This is a genomic window from Chromobacterium sphagni, assembly GCF_001855555.1.
GTDB lineage: Bacteria > Pseudomonadota > Gammaproteobacteria > Burkholderiales > Chromobacteriaceae > Chromobacterium > Chromobacterium sphagni.
Genome location: NZ_MKCT01000001.1, coordinates 1,093,654 through 1,109,060, shown reverse-complemented (window position 1 = coordinate 1,109,060; position 15,407 = coordinate 1,093,654). Strand labels below are relative to the sequence as shown.

Here is a 15,407-nt window from a genome sequence, read left to right as displayed (position 1 = left end):
ATGCGGCGACTAACGGATGTTTGGAACATATGAATTCGCTTATCGAGCTAACGAGAGCAATCGTCAAAAAACGAAACGCATTTCTTCAATAACTCAAAGATGGAAAAATATCCGTCAACCACATTAAATTCATTCCACCATTAACGAGGAACTACCTTCGCAACATCAATCTGCGCCTGAACAAAATCGGACCAAGCTTGCATGATGGTCTTGCGCTGTTCGGCATACTCCGCGCGGTTATACACACCCTTGATTCCGACGATTTTGTGCGCCAGCGCTTTTTCTATGGCGTCGGACGAATAGCCCATCTCATGCAAATGAGTGGACGCGGTGCGGCGGAAGTCATGCAAGACAAAATGCTGCACATCCAGCGATAGCGAATTCACTGCTTGATTCAGCGTGCTGCGGCCAATCGGCTTGTCTTCGCTGCTGCGACTGCTGGGCAATAGATAAGCGGAACGCCCGGCCAGCATCTTCAGTTCTTGCAGCATTTCCAATGCTTGGCGGGATAGGTACACACGATGGGGCTTGTTTTTCTTCATCCGCTCGGCGGGGATGTCCCATATCCCGGCAACCAAATCAAACTCAGACCAAGGCGCTTGGATTAGCTCGCTTTTTCTCACCATGGTGATGGCCAACAGGTGCAGCGCCAGCCGCAAGGACCGGCGAATGTCAGATTGGTACACAGCCCGCAGCACCTGGCCGATTTCCTCGTGGGACAATACCCGGTCGCGGCTCTCTTCCACCGCGATGAAGCGGGCCACCAAAGCGGCGGCGGGATTGGTTTCCGCCAGCTGGCGCGCTATCGCGTAGTCATACATGCGCTTGAGCGCGTTGCGGGTGACAAGCGCCATCTTGGGAGAGCCGCGCGCCTTGATCCGGTCGCACAGTTCCAACACGTCGGACGGTTTCACTTCCGCCAGCGGCATGCCACCCAGCCAAGGCAAGACATCCTTGTCCATGATCCGGCGCATCGTCTTCTGATAGCTGTCTGACTTCCCCTCTAGCTGCCCCTCTAGCCATTCTTCGGCAAAGGCCGCCACGGTGTTGAGCCTTTCCATCTTGGCCGCCTGCACTACCCGCTTGGGAGACTCGCCACGGGCCACCAGCTCGGCCCATTCGTCCCGCTGCCTGCGTGCGGTTTTCAAATCGATTTCTGGATAAGGCCCAATGGTCAAGGTTGGCTGACGGAAGCCATGCAATTGGTAACGGTAGCGCCAGACCTTGGAACCGCTGGGCATCACCTCCAGCAGCAGCCCCTTGGAGTCCGTCACCCGGTATCGGGCCTCCTTTGGCTTCAGCGCCTTAATCCCCGTATCGGTAAGCAGTGTGGTCGCCCTTGGCATAGTCACCTCATTTGGTACACGGTAAAAATTCTAAGGTACACGATAGCGGCAAAATCCTTGTTTTCCGCAGCCACTCGCCAAACAGCACGAAAACACACCAAAAAAACATTGAAAACAAGGCAAAAAATGAGGTCGATCCAGCCAAAGAAGCCCCAATAAAACCATTGAATTACAATAACTTATCAAGAATAAGGTACACAAATCCGGTCTCATAAACCGTGTACCAAATATACATGCCAATGTCATTAACAATTAGCCAATAGACAAGAAAAAACAGCCAAGCTAGGTACACAAAAAAGACACCACTATCGCGTGTGTGCCTAAGTGTGTACCTAAAAAATCTGGCTGTCTATGAACATCGTCGGATGCTGCTGGACGAAAGAATGTAACAATGACAAGGGTTTTAGCGGGGTTTATGGATGTTACGGGATGATGCTGGACATCAAGTTATTTCCCGATGCAGAAGCGGCTGAAGATCACCCCCAACAGATCGTCGGCGGAGAATTCGCCGGTGATCTCGGACAAGGCGTTCTGCGCCATGCGCAACTCCTCGGCGAAAATCTCCACCTGCTGCCAGTCGGCGTGCGCCAGCTCCAGATGCTCGGCGGCGCGGCCGATGGCGTCGAGATGGCGCTGACGCGCCAGGAACACGCCTTCGTCGGCGCCGCTGTAGCCTATCATCTCCAACAACTTGGCCTTAAGCACGTCCACGCCCTGGTGGGTGCGGGCCGACAGGCGCACCAGCGGGTGGCCGTTTTCCACCGACAGCCCCGCCGCCTCGCCGGACAGGTCCACCTTGTTGAAGACCTGCACCCTGGGCAGCGCCGGCGGCAGCCGCTCCAGGATGGCCTGCACCTCGGCGGTGAGGCCCTCGCGGCTGTCCACCAGCAACAACGCCAGGTCGGCGCGCTCCACCGCCTGCCAGGTGCGCTCTATGCCTATCTTCTCCACCACGTCGTCGGTATCGCGCAGGCCGGCGGTGTCCAGGATGTGCACCGGCACGCCGTCGATGACGATCTCCTCGCGCACCGTGTCGCGGGTGGTGCCGGCAATGTCGGTGACGATGGCAATGTCGTCGCCGGCCAGCGCGTTCATCAGGCTAGACTTGCCGACATTGGGCTGCCCCACCAGCACCACATGCATGCCCTCGCGCAGGATGGCGCCCTGCTTGGCGGTGGCCTGCACCTGCACCAGCCTGTCGCGCAGACGCATCAGTTTGCCCAAGGCGTCGGCCTGCTTGAGGAAGTCTATCTCCTCCTCCGGGAAGTCCAGCGTCGCCTCCACCAGCATGCGCAGCGTGATCAGCTCGTCCACCAGCACGTGGATTTCCTTGGAGAACGCCCCCTTCAGAGACTTGAGCGCGCTCTTGGCGGCGGTTTCGCTGCTGGCGTCGATCAAATCCGCCACGCTTTCCGCCTGCGCCAGGTCCAGCTTGTCGTTGAGGAAGGCGCGCTTGGTGAACTCGCCCGGCTCCGCCAGCCGCGCGCCCAGCTCCACGCAGCGCGACAGCAACATCTTCATCACCACCGGCCCGCCGTGGCCCTGCAACTCCAGCACGTCTTCGCCGGTGAAGCTGTTGGGGCCGGGAAAGTACAGCAACAGGCCGTTGTCTATCGCCTGGCCGTGGCCGTCGAAGAAGTCGGTGTAGGTCGCGTAGCGCGGCTTGGGCGTCTTGCCCTGGCTGATGGCGGCGGCGAACGGCAGCAGGTCCTTGCCGGAGACGCGGATCACGCCGACGCCGCCGCGTCCGGGGGCGGTGGCGACGGCGCAGATGGTGGCGGGGGTGTAGCTGAGGTTCATCGTGTTTCCTTGCGCAACCGGCGGCCGGCTGCAATGTCATGGCTCAATTATCCAGCAAAAAGCCCGGCGGGGCTGCCGGCATCTCGCGCCGCCAACGTAAAAACCCGGCCAATGGCCGGGTTTCGGGGTCAAGCGGCAGACTGTCGCGGCAATCAGGATTGCAGCGCGGCCTTGCTCTGCTTGTTGATGTTGCGGTTGATATACCACTGCTGGCTCATCGACAACACGTTGTTGACCACGTAGTACAGCACCAGGCCGGCCGGGAAGAAGAAGAACAGCGCCGAGAAGGCCAGCGGCATGATTTTCATCATCTTCGCCTGCATCGGATCGGCCGGCGGCGGATTGAGGAAGGTCTGCAGGAACATGGTGGCGGTCATCAGCACCGGCAGGATGAAGTACGGGTCCGGACGGGCCAGGTCGGTATACCACAGCACCCACGGCGCGCCGCGCAGTTCCACCGACGCCAGCAGCGCCCAATACAGGCCGATGAACACCGGAATCTGGATCAGCATCGGCAGGCAGCCGCCCAGCGGATTCACCTTCTCGGTCTTGTACATCTCCATCACCGCCTGCTGGAACTTCATGCGGTCGTCGCCGTACTGTTCCTTCATGCGTTCCAGACGCGGCGCCAGCGCCTTCATCTTGGCCATCGAGCGGTAGGACGCCGCGGTCAGCGGGTAGAACACGGCCTTGATGGTCAGTGTCAGCAGGATGATCGCCCAGCCCCAGTTGTTCACCAGGCTGTGCAGCTTCACCAGCAGCCAGAACAGCGGCGAGGAGAAGATGTAGAAGATGCCGAAGTCCTTGGCGTACTCCATGCCGTCGGCCAGCTTGGAGATGATGCTGTACTCTTCCGGACCGGCGTACAACGGCACGCTCACGCTCAGGCTCTTGCCCGGGGCGATAGTGGCGTAGTCGACCAGCGCGGCGGCGGAGTTCAGGCCATTGGTCTCGGTCAGCTCGAAGCGGCAGGACTTGTCGTCCTTGCACACGGTGGCGGCGTCCAGCGGCTTCAGGATCCAGGCGGACATGAAGTAGTGCTGAACCATCGCCACCCAGCCGTCGGTGGTGGTCTTGGCGTAGTCGCCCTTGCCCTTGGCCAGATCGTCGAAGCTCACCTTCTGGAACTTGTGTTCCGAGGTGTACACCGCCGGGCCGGTATAGGTGTGGGCCATGCGGCCTTCGCCTTCCGGCGCCTGGCTGTCGCGCAGCAGGCGGTAGTAGGCGGTGGGCGCTACCGGAGCGGCGCCGCCGTTGACGATGTCGTAGCGCACACCGATTTCATAGCTGCCCTTGGTGAAGGTGTAGACCTTGCTCACCTTGACGCCATTGGCGTCCGGGGCAGTCAGCTTCACTTCCAGTTTGTCGCCGGTCAGCTGGTAGCTGGACTGGGCGGAGGTGAAAACGGTTTTGTGGGTGGGCAGCGCCGGGTTGCTGGCGGCCACCAGGCCGGTTTGCGCCACGTAAGTGCGCTTGGCGTCGTCCTCGAACAACTGGAACGGCTTGCCGTGCTCTTCCGCCGCGGCGTGCTTGAGCAGCGCCAGCGAACGCAGGTCGCCGCCCACGGTGTCGATCTCGGCCTCGACCAGGTCGGTCTTGACGTGGATGCGCTGGCCGCGGATCAGCTTGTTGACATCAGCCGGCTGCGCATTGACTGCGCCCGCTGCGGCCGGAGCCTTGGCCGCCTGCTGCTGGCTGTGCTTGGGCATGAAATATTCATTCCAGCCAAACAGAATGCCCACGGACAGTAAAACGAAGATTATGAGTCGCTTGGAATCCATCTCTCGATACCGGAAAGTTCAGGGAACCGGGTCATAGCCGCTGCCGCCCCAGGGATGGCAACGTCCGATGCGTCTGGCTGCAAGCCAGCCGCCCTTGAGTACACCGTGTTTTCTCACCGCCTCGATCGCATAGCTGGAACAGGTGGGCTGATAGCGGCAGCGCGGCGGCAGCCACGGGCTGATAGCCAGCTGGTAAAAGCGGATCAGGAGGATGAGGATGCGTGACATCGTGCCAGTTTAGCAAACAGAGCCGACAAAGCTGTGACAGCTTCGTCGCGTTGTGCCCGGGTGAATGCCAGCTTGGCCCGAACCACATAGTCCACGCCGCCCAGCTGTTGCTGGTTGAGGCGGAACCACTCGCGCACGCAGCGCTTGATGTAGTTGCGGCGCACCGCCCGCTTGGCGACCTTCTTGCCGACCACCAGCCCTACGCGGGGATGGTCGAGGCCGTTGGGGCGGACGTATACCTGGAAGAACACATTGCTGCGTTGTTGCCGCAAACTAAAAACGGATGAAAACTCATCCGTTTTTAACAGCCGGTGCGCACGGCGAAAGCGGTAAGCCGACAAGGGGCTTATACGGCCAGACGCTTACGGCCCTTGGAGCGGCGTGCGGCGATAACGGCGCGGCCACCACGGGTCTTCATGCGGACCAGAAAGCCGTGAGTGCGTTTGCGACGGGTATTGGAAGGCTGATAAGTGCGTTTCATGATATGGGTTTCCTGTTTCGAAACGGAAATAAACGCGTGATTTGACTCGAAATCCGCAGCTTTGTCAACGAGGAATTTTCTCCCGCCCTGTGGATAACTTTGTAAAAAACCGTTAGAATGTCTGGGCTTATCGTTGCCGTCCGGCTGCACAACAAATGAACGCACCCAGGGCCCACAACCCGCCGCGCTCAACCACCGCAGCTTGCCGGCCGCTTCCATGCCGAACACTCGTCGCCTGCGCCGCCTTGCTCTATAAAGGTCGCAGACGGCTTCTCCCGCTGTTGTGAGCCTTGCGCCGGCAGCGGGTTTTTCGCTTTCACTTGCGTGTATGTAATGACCGAACTGGATCAATTCTGGCCTGCTTGCCTCGCTCGCCTGGAGGCCGAACTGTCTTCACAACAGTTCAACACCTGGATCAAGCCCCTCACCGCCGAAGCCGGCGACGAGGGCGTTGCGCTATTGGCGCCCAACCGCTTCATCATGCAGTTCATCAAGGACCGTTTCCTCGGCCGCATTGAAGAACTGGCGGTGGAGCTGATTGGCGAATGCCCGGTGGAACTGCGCCTGGGCGCGCCTTCGGCCAAGCCGCTGCAGCCGGCGGCCAACAGCCTGCCGGCCAAGAGCAAACCGGCTCCGGCCGCGCCCAACACGCCGGCCGCCCCCTCCCCCGCCAAGCAGGCGGCGGTGAAGGCCATAGGCGGCAGCCATGAAAGCACGCGCCTGAATCCGTCCTTCACCTTCGACACCCTGGTGACCGGCAAGGGCAACCAGCTGGCGCGCGCCGCCGCGATGCAGATCGCCGAGAATCCGGGCGACCAGGCCTACAACCCGCTGTTCGTCTACGGCGGCGTCGGCCTGGGTAAGACCCACTTGATCCAGGCGATCGGCAACCACGTGTTCCAGAAGAACCCGCAGGCCAAGATCCGCTACATCCACGCCGAACGCTACGTGGCCGACATCATGCGCGCCTACCAGCACAAGGCGTTTGACGAATTCAAGCGCTACTACCACTCGCTGGACCTGCTGCTGATAGACGACATCCAGTTCTTCGCCGGCAAGAACCGCACCCAGGAAGAATTCTTCTATGCCTTCAATGCGCTGATAGAGGGCGGCAAGCAGGTGATCATGACCTGCGACAGCTACCCCAAGCAGATTGAAGGGATGGAAGAGCGGCTGATCTCGCGCTTCTCCTGGGGCCTGACGGTGGAAATCCAGCCGCCGGAGCTGGAAATGCGCGTGGCCATTCTGATGAAGAAGGCCGAGGCCGACAGCATCAAGCTGGAACACAACGTCGCCTTCTTCATCGCCCAGAACGTGCGCTCCAACGTGCGCGAGCTGGAAGGCGCCCTCAAGCGCGTGGTGGCCTACGCCCGCTTCACCAACCAGAACATCACGCTGGAGCTGGTGAAGGAAGCCTTGAAGGACATTCTGGCCGCCGGCAACCGCCAGGTGACGGTGGACGCCATCCAGAAGACGGTGGCCGAGTACTACAAGATCAAGCTGTCCGACATGCACAGCAAGAAGCGCAGCCGCGACATCGCCCGGCCGCGCCAGGTGGCCATGGCTTTGGCCAAGGAGCTGACCCAGCTGTCCTTGCCCAATATCGGCGACGCCTTTGGCGGCCGCGACCACACCACCGTGCTCCACGCCTGCAAAACCATCAATGAAATGCGCACCCACGACGCCGACATCGCCCACGATTACGACACGCTGCTGGCCATGCTGCGCAATTGAATGACTCAACCATGAACCGACTCTTCACTACCCTACGGGAGCCCGCCACATGCTGATCCTGCAAGCCGAACGCGATGCCCTGCTCAAGCCCTTGCTGGCAGTCACCGGCATTGTCGAGCGTCGTCACACCCTGCCCATCCTGTCCAACGTCCTGATCGAGAAAAAGGGCGGCCAGGTGGGCTTTCTGGCCACCGACCTGGAAATCCAGATCACCACCGCCAGCGCCGACGAACTGCCGGGCGAAGACTTCCGCCTGACCACGTCCGCCAAGAAGCTGCAGGACATCCTGCGCGCCATCCCCGGCAACGCCACCGTCACGCTGGAACAGCAAGACGGCGGCCGCCTGACGCTGAAGGCCGGCAAGAGCCGCTTCAACCTGCAGACGCTGCCGGCGGAAGACTTCCCGCTGCTGTCGGTGGGCAACGCCAGCGACTCCAGCTTCACGCTGAGCCAGCGCGAACTCAAGCGCCTGATCTCCCAGGTGCAATACGCGATGGCGGTGCAGGACATCCGCTACTACCTCAACGGCCTGTTGATGCAGACCGACGGCAACCAGGTGCGCCTGGTGGCAACCGACGGCCACCGCCTGGCCTTCGCCAGCGCCGACGTCACCGCCACCCTGCCCAAGGCCGAAGTGATCCTGCCGCGCAAGACCATCATCGAGCTGTACAAGCTGCTGCAGGACAGCGACGACGAAATCAAGATCGAAGTGCTGGCCAACCAGGTGCGCTTCAGCTTTGGCGCCACCGTGATCATCAGCAAAGTGGTGGACGGCAAGTTCCCCGACTACAACCGCGTGATCCCGCTGGACAACGAAAAGATCTTCCTGATCGAACGCGTGGAATTCCTGCACGCGCTGCAGCGCGCCGCCATCCTCGCCAACGAGAAATTCCGCGGCGTGCGGCTGGTGCTGGCGCCGGGCAAAATGTCCATCCTGTGCACCAACAGCGAACAGGAAGAAGCGGAAGAAGAACTGGAAATCGCCTTCCAGGGCGGCACCCTGGAAATCGGCTTCAACATCAATTATCTGCTGGACGTGCTGACCAACCTGCCGGCCGACACCCTGCAACTGGCGTTTGGCGACTCCAACCGCAGCGCGCTGTTCACCATACCGGACGTCAGCAACTTCAAGTACATCGTAATGCCGATGCGCATCTGATCCTTGCGCAGACAGTGATGTGAGCGGGAGGCCCAGGCCTCCCAACCGGGTTTAAGAATGACCGGCAGCGCGCCCTTAGCGGCGGGAAAACACCCCCGCCGCGCCAGGCCGCCGCCATTTGGAAAGTTTGAGTTATGAGCGATCAAGAATACGGCGCGGACAGTATCAAGGTTCTAAAGGGCCTGGATGCCGTGCGCAAGCGCCCCGGCATGTATATTGGCGACACCTCCGATGGCACCGGCCTGCACCATATGGTGTTTGAAGTGCTGGACAACTCCATTGACGAGGCGCTGGCCGGCCATGCCGACACCATCAAGGTCATCATCAACCCGGACAACTCCATCACCGTGGAAGACAACGGCCGCGGCATCCCCACCGACATCCACCATGAAGAAGGACGGTCGGCGGCGGAAGTGATCATGACCATCCTGCACGCCGGCGGCAAATTCGACAGCAACAGCTACAAGATCTCCGGCGGCCTGCACGGCGTGGGCGTATCGGTAGTCAACGCGCTGTCCGACTGGCTGAAGCTGAAAATCTGGCGCGACGGCAAAGTGCATGAAATGGAATTCAACCGCGGCGACGCGGTGGCTCCGCTCACCGTCACCGGCCACACCACCCACCGCGGCACCGAAATCACCTTCCGCGCCAGCGAAGCAACCTTCGGCCTGGTGGAATTCCACTTCGACATCCTGGCCAAGCGCATCCGCGAACTGTCGTTCCTCAACCAGGGTGTGGGCATCCAGCTGTTGGACAAGCGCACCGGCAAGGAAGAAAACTTCGCCTTCTCCGGCGGCGTGGCGGGTTTCGTGGAATACATGAACCGCAACAAGAACGTGCTGCATCCCAAGGTGTTTTACGGCATCGGCGAAAAGGACGGCATGACGGTGGAAGTGGCGATGCAATGGAACGACTCTTACCAAGAGAACGTCCAGTGCTTCACCAACAACATCCCGCAACGCGACGGCGGCACCCACATGACCGCGCTGCGCCAGGTGATGACCCGCACCCTGAACGGCTACATCGAAGAAACCGAAGTGGCCAAGAAGGCCAAGGTGGACACCACCGGCGACGACATGCGCGAAGGCCTGACCTGCGTGCTGTCGGTCAAGCTGCCCGACCCCAAGTTCTCCAGCCAGACCAAGGACAAGCTGGTATCCGGCGAAATCGGCCCGGTAGTCAACGAAGTGATCAGCGAAGCGCTGAAAACCTACCTGCTGGAAAACCCGGCCGACGCCAAGATCATCTGCGGCAAGATCGTGGAAGCCGCCCGCGCCCGCGAAGCCGCGCGCAAGGCCCGCGAAATCACCCGCCGCAAGGGCATCATGGACGGCCTGGGCCTGCCCGGCAAACTGGCCGACTGCCAGGAAAAAGACCCGTCGCTATGCGAACTCTACCTGGTGGAGGGCGACTCCGCCGGCGGCTCCGCCAAGCAAGGCCGCGACCGCAAGTTCCAGGCCATCCTGCCGCTGAAGGGCAAGATCCTCAACGTGGAACGCGCCCGCTTCGACAAGATGCTGCAAAGCCAGGAAGTGGCCACCCTGATCACCGCCATGGGCTGCGGCATCGGCAAGGACGAATACAACCCGGACAAGCTGCGCTACCACCGCATCATCATCATGACCGACGCCGACGTGGACGGCGCGCACATCCGCACCCTGCTGCTCACCTTCTTCTACCGCCAGATGGCGGAGCTGGTGGAGCGCGGCCACATCTACATCGCCCAGCCGCCGCTGTATAAAGCCAAGCACGGCAAACAGGAACGCTACCTGAAGGACGACTACGAGCTGAACCAGTACCTGCTGCAACTGGCGCTGGAAAAAGCCGAGCTGATCCCCGCTGAAGGCGAAGCGCCGCTGGCCGGCGATACCCTGGCCGAAATCGCCCGCCAGTTCCTGCTGGCCCGCGCGGTGATAGAGCGCGAAAGCCGCGTGATAGACCCGCTGGTGCTGGAAGCCATGCTCAAGAGCGGCCCGCTGTCGCTGCAAAGCCAGGCCGAATCCACCGCCTGCATCGCCGCGCTGCAAGCGCTACTGCCGCCCGAAGCCATCGAACTGCAGCTGCTGCGCGACGAAAAGAACGACGGCCACCTGATCAAGGTCATCCGCAAGCTGCACGGCAACGTACTGGTAACGGTGCTGGACCAGAACTTCCTGGACAGCGGCGACTACGCGGAACTGAAAAAGACCGGCGACCTGCTCAACAACCTGCTGCGCGAAGGCGCCCAGGTGAAGCGCGGCGAAACCGTGCGCCCGGTGGCGGAATTTGGCGAAGCGCTGGACTGGCTGCTGGCCGAAGTGAAAAAGGGCATGAACATCCAGCGCTACAAAGGCCTGGGCGAGATGAACCCGGAACAGCTGTGGGAAACCACCATGGACCCGACCGTGCGCCGCCTGCTGAAGGTGCGCATCGAGGACGTGATGGGCGCCGACGACGTGTTCACCACCCTGATGGGCGACGACGTGGAGCCGCGCCGGGCGTTCATTGAGGGTAACGCGCTGATTGCGCGGAATATCGACGTGTAAGGGTGTAGGATCCCACGAATATCTAGATTTTTCCCACTTTTCTAGATTTTTGGGATTTCACACGCAGCCTACGCGGTGAGAAGGATGGCCTCCAAGTTTGGAGGCCATTTTCATTTCTAAAACATACGGCAAGTACATAGCGAAAACGTTGCCGAGCCCTAGTCAGGGCCTATCCATCATCTCCCCCCGGTAATTATGGATGCCGATGCATGGATGTGCTTAGTCGGAGCGATCAAGCCGGAGCCTCAGAGGTATGCAGTAGGCTCTGTTGCACAAATCCCAGGCAGGGCGAGTTTCCCCCTTCCCCAAACAGATTTATGCCACAGCCACCGTGCACGGACGGCCCAGCATGCTGAAGCGGCTCAAGATGGCAGCACGCACTTGCAGCTCTGCCACTTGGCCATCGAAGCACCGGGCTGTCACTCTTTCACCCAGCAACTTGAAGCCATGCATCTTGGTTTCGACCAAGCTGCGGCGATGGTAGCCGCTCCAGCGTTTCCCGATCGCCCTGCCTAGCCGTTTGGTGGCCCGCAGAATCTCGTTTCGAGCCAGCACACCCGGCGAACTTCCTTTCCACGGCCGCGCATTCTTGCGCGTCGGGATGCACCCGATTGCGCCCCGCGCGGCAATCGCCTCATGACATGCCTTGGTATCGAAAGCCCCGTCGCCACTCACGCAGGCTATCGGCTCATCGGCCGGGATTTGCACCAAGAGCGAAGGCAGCATTTGCGCATCGCCCTGGCGCTTGTCTGTCACCTCCATGGCACGGATTTGCAGGGTTTTCGCATCGATGCCCAGATGCACCTTGCGCCATTGCCGGCAGTATTCCGCGCCGTGTTTCTTGGTTTTCCACTCGCCTTCGCCCAGCATCTTGATCCCGGTGCTATCCACCAGAATATGCAACGCGCCTGAACGCTTTTGATAGGGGATGCTGACCTGCAGCGTCTGCTGCCGCCTGGACAACGTGCTGTAGTCCGGGACGCTCCAGTCCAGTCCCGCCAACTTGAGCAGGCTTTGAATGAAACCGATGGTCTGCCGCAAAGGCAGTCCAAATAGGTTCTTGATGGTCAGACAGAATGGAATGGCGGCATCGCTATAGGCCTGCGTCCGGCCTCGTTTGCCCTGTCGCGTTGCCCGCCATGACATGCTCGTGTCCAACCAGATGGACAGGGAGCCGCGCTGGATCAGGGCTTGGTTGTAGGCTTTCCAGTTGGTCGTTCGGTAGCGTTTTGGAGCGGGCTTGGTCATGCCGCTATCTTACCAAGCTGCGGTGGGGGAGTATTTGTGCAACAAAGCCGTCAGGAAGCCAAAGTGACTATCTGGCGGGCACGGGCCAGTACCTGACCCCTGGCGTCTTCCCCTTCGTCATAGTCAGAATCCTACAAAATTCAGACAAAAACACACTGAATAGAACACTTTTCAGACAAAAATAACGGGCTCAATGCGGCAATCCGACAGGCATCAGACAGCCGAGGTTTGACATACCACATGCCACAATATCCTTCACATACTAAGGAAAATCTCCTTCCATGCTTTCCAGAGGAGCAAAATCCTCACTATGTGCAGGAAAAGTGCTGTGCCTTTTCTATCTCCATTAAAATCCTCCACAGAATGAGGAATATCTCATGCCTCTCGCCGGGCTAGGCTATAATCCTTCACGGGATGAGGAAAATATCAGTATGCTCCGGCAAACAGATATAATCCGCCATACATCAAGGAATCCTGCAGTTAACCCTTGAGAGGTTCTGATGAAATTTAAGCTCGACTCCCCCGACCAACTTGGCAAATTGGTACGCGCAACCCGTAAACACCAAGCGATACGGCAGGACTTATTTGCCGAAATGCTCGGTGTCAGCGAGAACTTCATGGGACGGCTCGAGAACGGCGCGGACACCATGCAGTGGGGCAAGCTGTTTGGCGTGCTCGAGGCCCTCGGTATCAAAGTTATTGTCGACCTCCCGGACGGAGCCGCGGAGCAACTGGCCCTGCCCGAGAAGAAAAACCGCCAGGCGAAGAGGGCCAACCCAGCGCGGAGGACGAACTCTAGCTTGTTACGGGGGCGGATAGAGGGAGATGAAGAGGCGTTCGCTGACTGTGGGAAACTCCCGTCGACGAAGTAAATGCAATACTTCCGCGAGTGCCCAGCTTGCGGATAGCCAAAGGGACCAACCCCCATCAGAAAGGGTGATGATGCAGCTGAACGGTCGACAATTGATGGTCTACATCAACAGCCAGATAGTTGGCCACCTAGCCGAGGCCGGTAATGTGTGGTCGTTCCAGTACGACTCGAGCTGGCTCCAACTAGACTCGGCCTTCCCACTCAGCCCTCATTTACCACTTCAGGAGGAGCAACTGCTCGATGGTGCGACTCACCGTCCGGTACAGTGGTACTTCGACAACCTGCTACCAGAGTCCGCACACCGCGAGGCTCTAGCCAAGGATGCGAACGTGACAACCGGCGATGCATTCGGGCTACTCGAGCACTACGGAGAGGAATCGGCCGGCTCGTTGACGCTACTGCCAATAGGGACCGCAGTTCCTGCCGGCGGCCAGCGCCGCTTATTAGATGATGCCAATCTAACTCGGCGCATCGAGGACCTGCCGCGGCTGCCGCTCACCCATGAGGCTCTCAAGCGGATGTCGCTGGCCGGGGCCCAGAACAAGTTGGCGGTGGTGTATGAGGATGGCGTGCTGTACGAGCCCGAAGGGGCGTCCATGTCGACGCACATCTTGAAGCCAAACCATGAGCATCCGGCTTACCCACACTCGGTCATCAACGAGTGGTTCGTGATGAAGCTGGCGAGCCGGCTGCGAAACACTCATTTGAAGGTGCCAACGGTCTATCGACACTACACACCGTTGCCTGTCTACCTAGTTGAGCGCTTCGACCGTGTAGAAAAGAACGGGTCCTGGGAGCGGCTGCACATCATTGATGCTTGTCAGCTTGATAATCTGGCAGCCATCTACAAATACAGTCAAGGCAGTCTGGAGCGACTACAGTCCTTCGTCGGGCGCTGTCGTATCCAAGCTCAGGTGCGGCTGAAACTGTTCGAGTGGTTGGTATTCAACGTGCTGGTCGGCAATACCGACGCCCACCTGAAGAACCTGAGCTTTTTCATGACCAGTAGCGGTATTGACCTGACACCAACCTACGACCTGCTGTCCGAGGCCGTGTACGAGACTGATGCTGTTCGCGATGAAGGGGGAGCGAATTGGAAGCACCGGGAAATGGCATGGCCTCTGGATGAAGGCGTGGTGCGGCTCGAGCAGATGAGTCGGAAGGTTCTGGTAGATGCCGGCGTGAAGGTGGGCTTGCCTGCTAAAGTTGCCGAAACGGTGTTGAACAATCTGCAGGGGCAAATTTTCGAACAGGCCAAGCAGCTGCACGATGAGATGACGGCCGAAAACGCCCATCTAAGGCAACACCGCTCTGAACTGGCCCACCGGCTTAACGGCGAGGAACGGCTGGTCCGTACAATAGTCTATGTCATCATCCAAGAGATGGCTCAACAACTGGCCTGATGCGATAGGGACGCCAACATCGGGCGGGATACCTCTTTCGTTTTTCGAAGGTCACCGCTTCCCAGTCTGCCCTTCCCGCCAGGGTTTATCCACGCCGAGGTCCTCCCAACTGACGAACTTACTGAGGCGATGTACTCCGCCGGAGCTTACCTCAGGTAGAGGATGACAAAACACCTTCGCACACCCTGCCGTCAATACTGAATCGTCTTAGATTGACTACTCCCATCAGGGAAAACAAGCTAAAATCGCCTTGTACTACAGGTGATTTTTGAATCATCACCGTTGATGGTGACCACGCATGCTGATGGTACGGCCTGACTCTCTGCTACCCCCGCGGCACCTCTTGGAAAGGCTGCGAGAAAATTTCTTAGCTTACGCGTCTGGTTTTCCCATCTTATGCGGCCATACCGGCCGTAATGCCTTGTTCGGAAAAGCTAAGGATTCTCAAGTTATTCATCCACCTACAGTGTAGGGCGACACCAAAAGTGTCGTTGTGTCAGGTAGTGAAAAAATGCTGACACCGATAATGAAAAACCCACCGGAGCAATCCGGTGGGTTTTTTACGTTTGATCAAACTACCGCTTTTCGGCCATAGCGACCATTGTGTCGTTACTTAAATTGCGACTGGTTTGCACCGATATCTGGGCACGATACCACCCGGCTTGGATTATGCATAACATGCATATAAAATATTTCATGCATTGTGGCTCAGCACTCAATGCGCACAATATGATTATTGTGTATCTGTTCGCTGAAACGCTTAGTAACGAACCAGATGCCCAAGAAATAGCCTGAATTAGGAACCCCCATAAGGTTTGCCAAGCAGACAGG

Annotated in this window: 12 protein-coding genes; 5 read left to right on the top strand and 7 right to left on the bottom strand. The window is 59.2% G+C overall.

Going from position 1 to position 15,407, the window contains the following annotated elements:
- Positions 1-140: 140 nt before the first annotated feature.
- From BI344_RS05305 to rpmH, 6 genes are all read right to left on the bottom strand, one after another.
- Positions 141-1,346 carry a tyrosine-type recombinase/integrase gene (locus BI344_RS05305; protein ID WP_071111867.1) on the bottom strand — a complete coding sequence of 402 codons (1,206 nt, stop codon included), beginning with the start codon at positions 1,344-1,346 and terminating at the stop codon, positions 141-143.
- A gap of 447 nt (positions 1,347-1,793) precedes the next feature.
- A complete protein-coding gene (gene mnmE, locus BI344_RS05300; RefSeq protein ID WP_071111866.1) occupies positions 1,794-3,146 on the bottom strand; it encodes a tRNA uridine-5-carboxymethylaminomethyl(34) synthesis GTPase MnmE in 1,353 nt (450 codons plus the stop codon).
- Between the two features lie 152 nt (positions 3,147-3,298).
- Complete coding sequence (gene yidC / locus BI344_RS05295) at positions 3,299-4,927, bottom strand: membrane protein insertase YidC (protein ID WP_071111865.1); 1,629 nt, start codon at positions 4,925-4,927, stop codon at positions 3,299-3,301.
- A gap of 18 nt (positions 4,928-4,945) precedes the next feature.
- Positions 4,946-5,155: a membrane protein insertion efficiency factor YidD gene (gene yidD, locus BI344_RS22710; RefSeq protein WP_083338759.1), complete on the bottom strand. Its 210-nt coding sequence runs from the start codon at positions 5,153-5,155 to the stop codon at positions 4,946-4,948.
- On the bottom strand, positions 5,131-5,496 hold the full coding sequence (gene rnpA, locus BI344_RS05290; RefSeq protein WP_083338758.1) for a ribonuclease P protein component: 366 nt from the start codon (positions 5,494-5,496) through the stop codon (positions 5,131-5,133). The genes yidD and rnpA overlap by 25 nt, the downstream gene beginning before the upstream one ends.
- A 5-nt stretch (positions 5,497-5,501) precedes the next feature.
- Positions 5,502-5,636, bottom strand: coding sequence for a 50S ribosomal protein L34 (gene rpmH / locus BI344_RS22705; protein WP_048408088.1), 135 nt, complete (start codon positions 5,634-5,636; stop codon positions 5,502-5,504).
- A 333-nt stretch (positions 5,637-5,969) separates the two neighbouring features.
- On the opposite strand from rpmH, the gene dnaA reads away from it, so the two are divergent.
- The 3 genes from dnaA (at position 5,970) to gyrB (ending at position 11,054) form a co-directional block, all read left to right on the top strand.
- Positions 5,970-7,370 carry a chromosomal replication initiator protein DnaA gene (dnaA, locus tag BI344_RS05285; protein ID WP_071111864.1) on the top strand — a complete coding sequence of 467 codons (1,401 nt, stop codon included), beginning with the start codon at positions 5,970-5,972 and terminating at the stop codon, positions 7,368-7,370.
- 49 nt (positions 7,371-7,419) lie between these two features.
- The gene (gene dnaN / locus BI344_RS05280) at positions 7,420-8,529 is read left to right on the top strand and encodes a DNA polymerase III subunit beta (RefSeq protein ID WP_071111863.1); all 1,110 of its coding nucleotides are present in this window, start codon (positions 7,420-7,422) and stop codon (positions 8,527-8,529) included.
- A 134-nt stretch (positions 8,530-8,663) separates the two neighbouring features.
- Positions 8,664-11,054 (top strand): DNA topoisomerase (ATP-hydrolyzing) subunit B, encoded by a 2,391-nt coding sequence (gene gyrB / locus BI344_RS05275; RefSeq protein ID WP_071111862.1) that lies wholly within the window; start codon positions 8,664-8,666, stop codon positions 11,052-11,054.
- A gap of 315 nt (positions 11,055-11,369) precedes the next feature.
- Here gyrB and BI344_RS05270 read toward each other — a convergent pair whose 3' ends face one another.
- On the bottom strand, positions 11,370-12,302 hold the full coding sequence (locus BI344_RS05270) for an IS5 family transposase (RefSeq protein WP_071111861.1): 933 nt from the start codon (positions 12,300-12,302) through the stop codon (positions 11,370-11,372).
- Positions 12,303-12,802: 500 nt separating this feature from the next.
- On the opposite strand from BI344_RS05270, the gene BI344_RS05265 reads away from it, so the two are divergent.
- Positions 12,803-13,174 (top strand): helix-turn-helix domain-containing protein, encoded by a 372-nt coding sequence (locus BI344_RS05265; protein WP_071111860.1) that lies wholly within the window; start codon positions 12,803-12,805, stop codon positions 13,172-13,174.
- A gap of 67 nt (positions 13,175-13,241) precedes the next feature.
- On the top strand, positions 13,242-14,576 hold the full coding sequence (locus BI344_RS05260; protein ID WP_206600326.1) for a HipA domain-containing protein: 1,335 nt from the start codon (positions 13,242-13,244) through the stop codon (positions 14,574-14,576).
- The last annotated feature ends 831 nt before the right edge of the window (positions 14,577-15,407 follow it).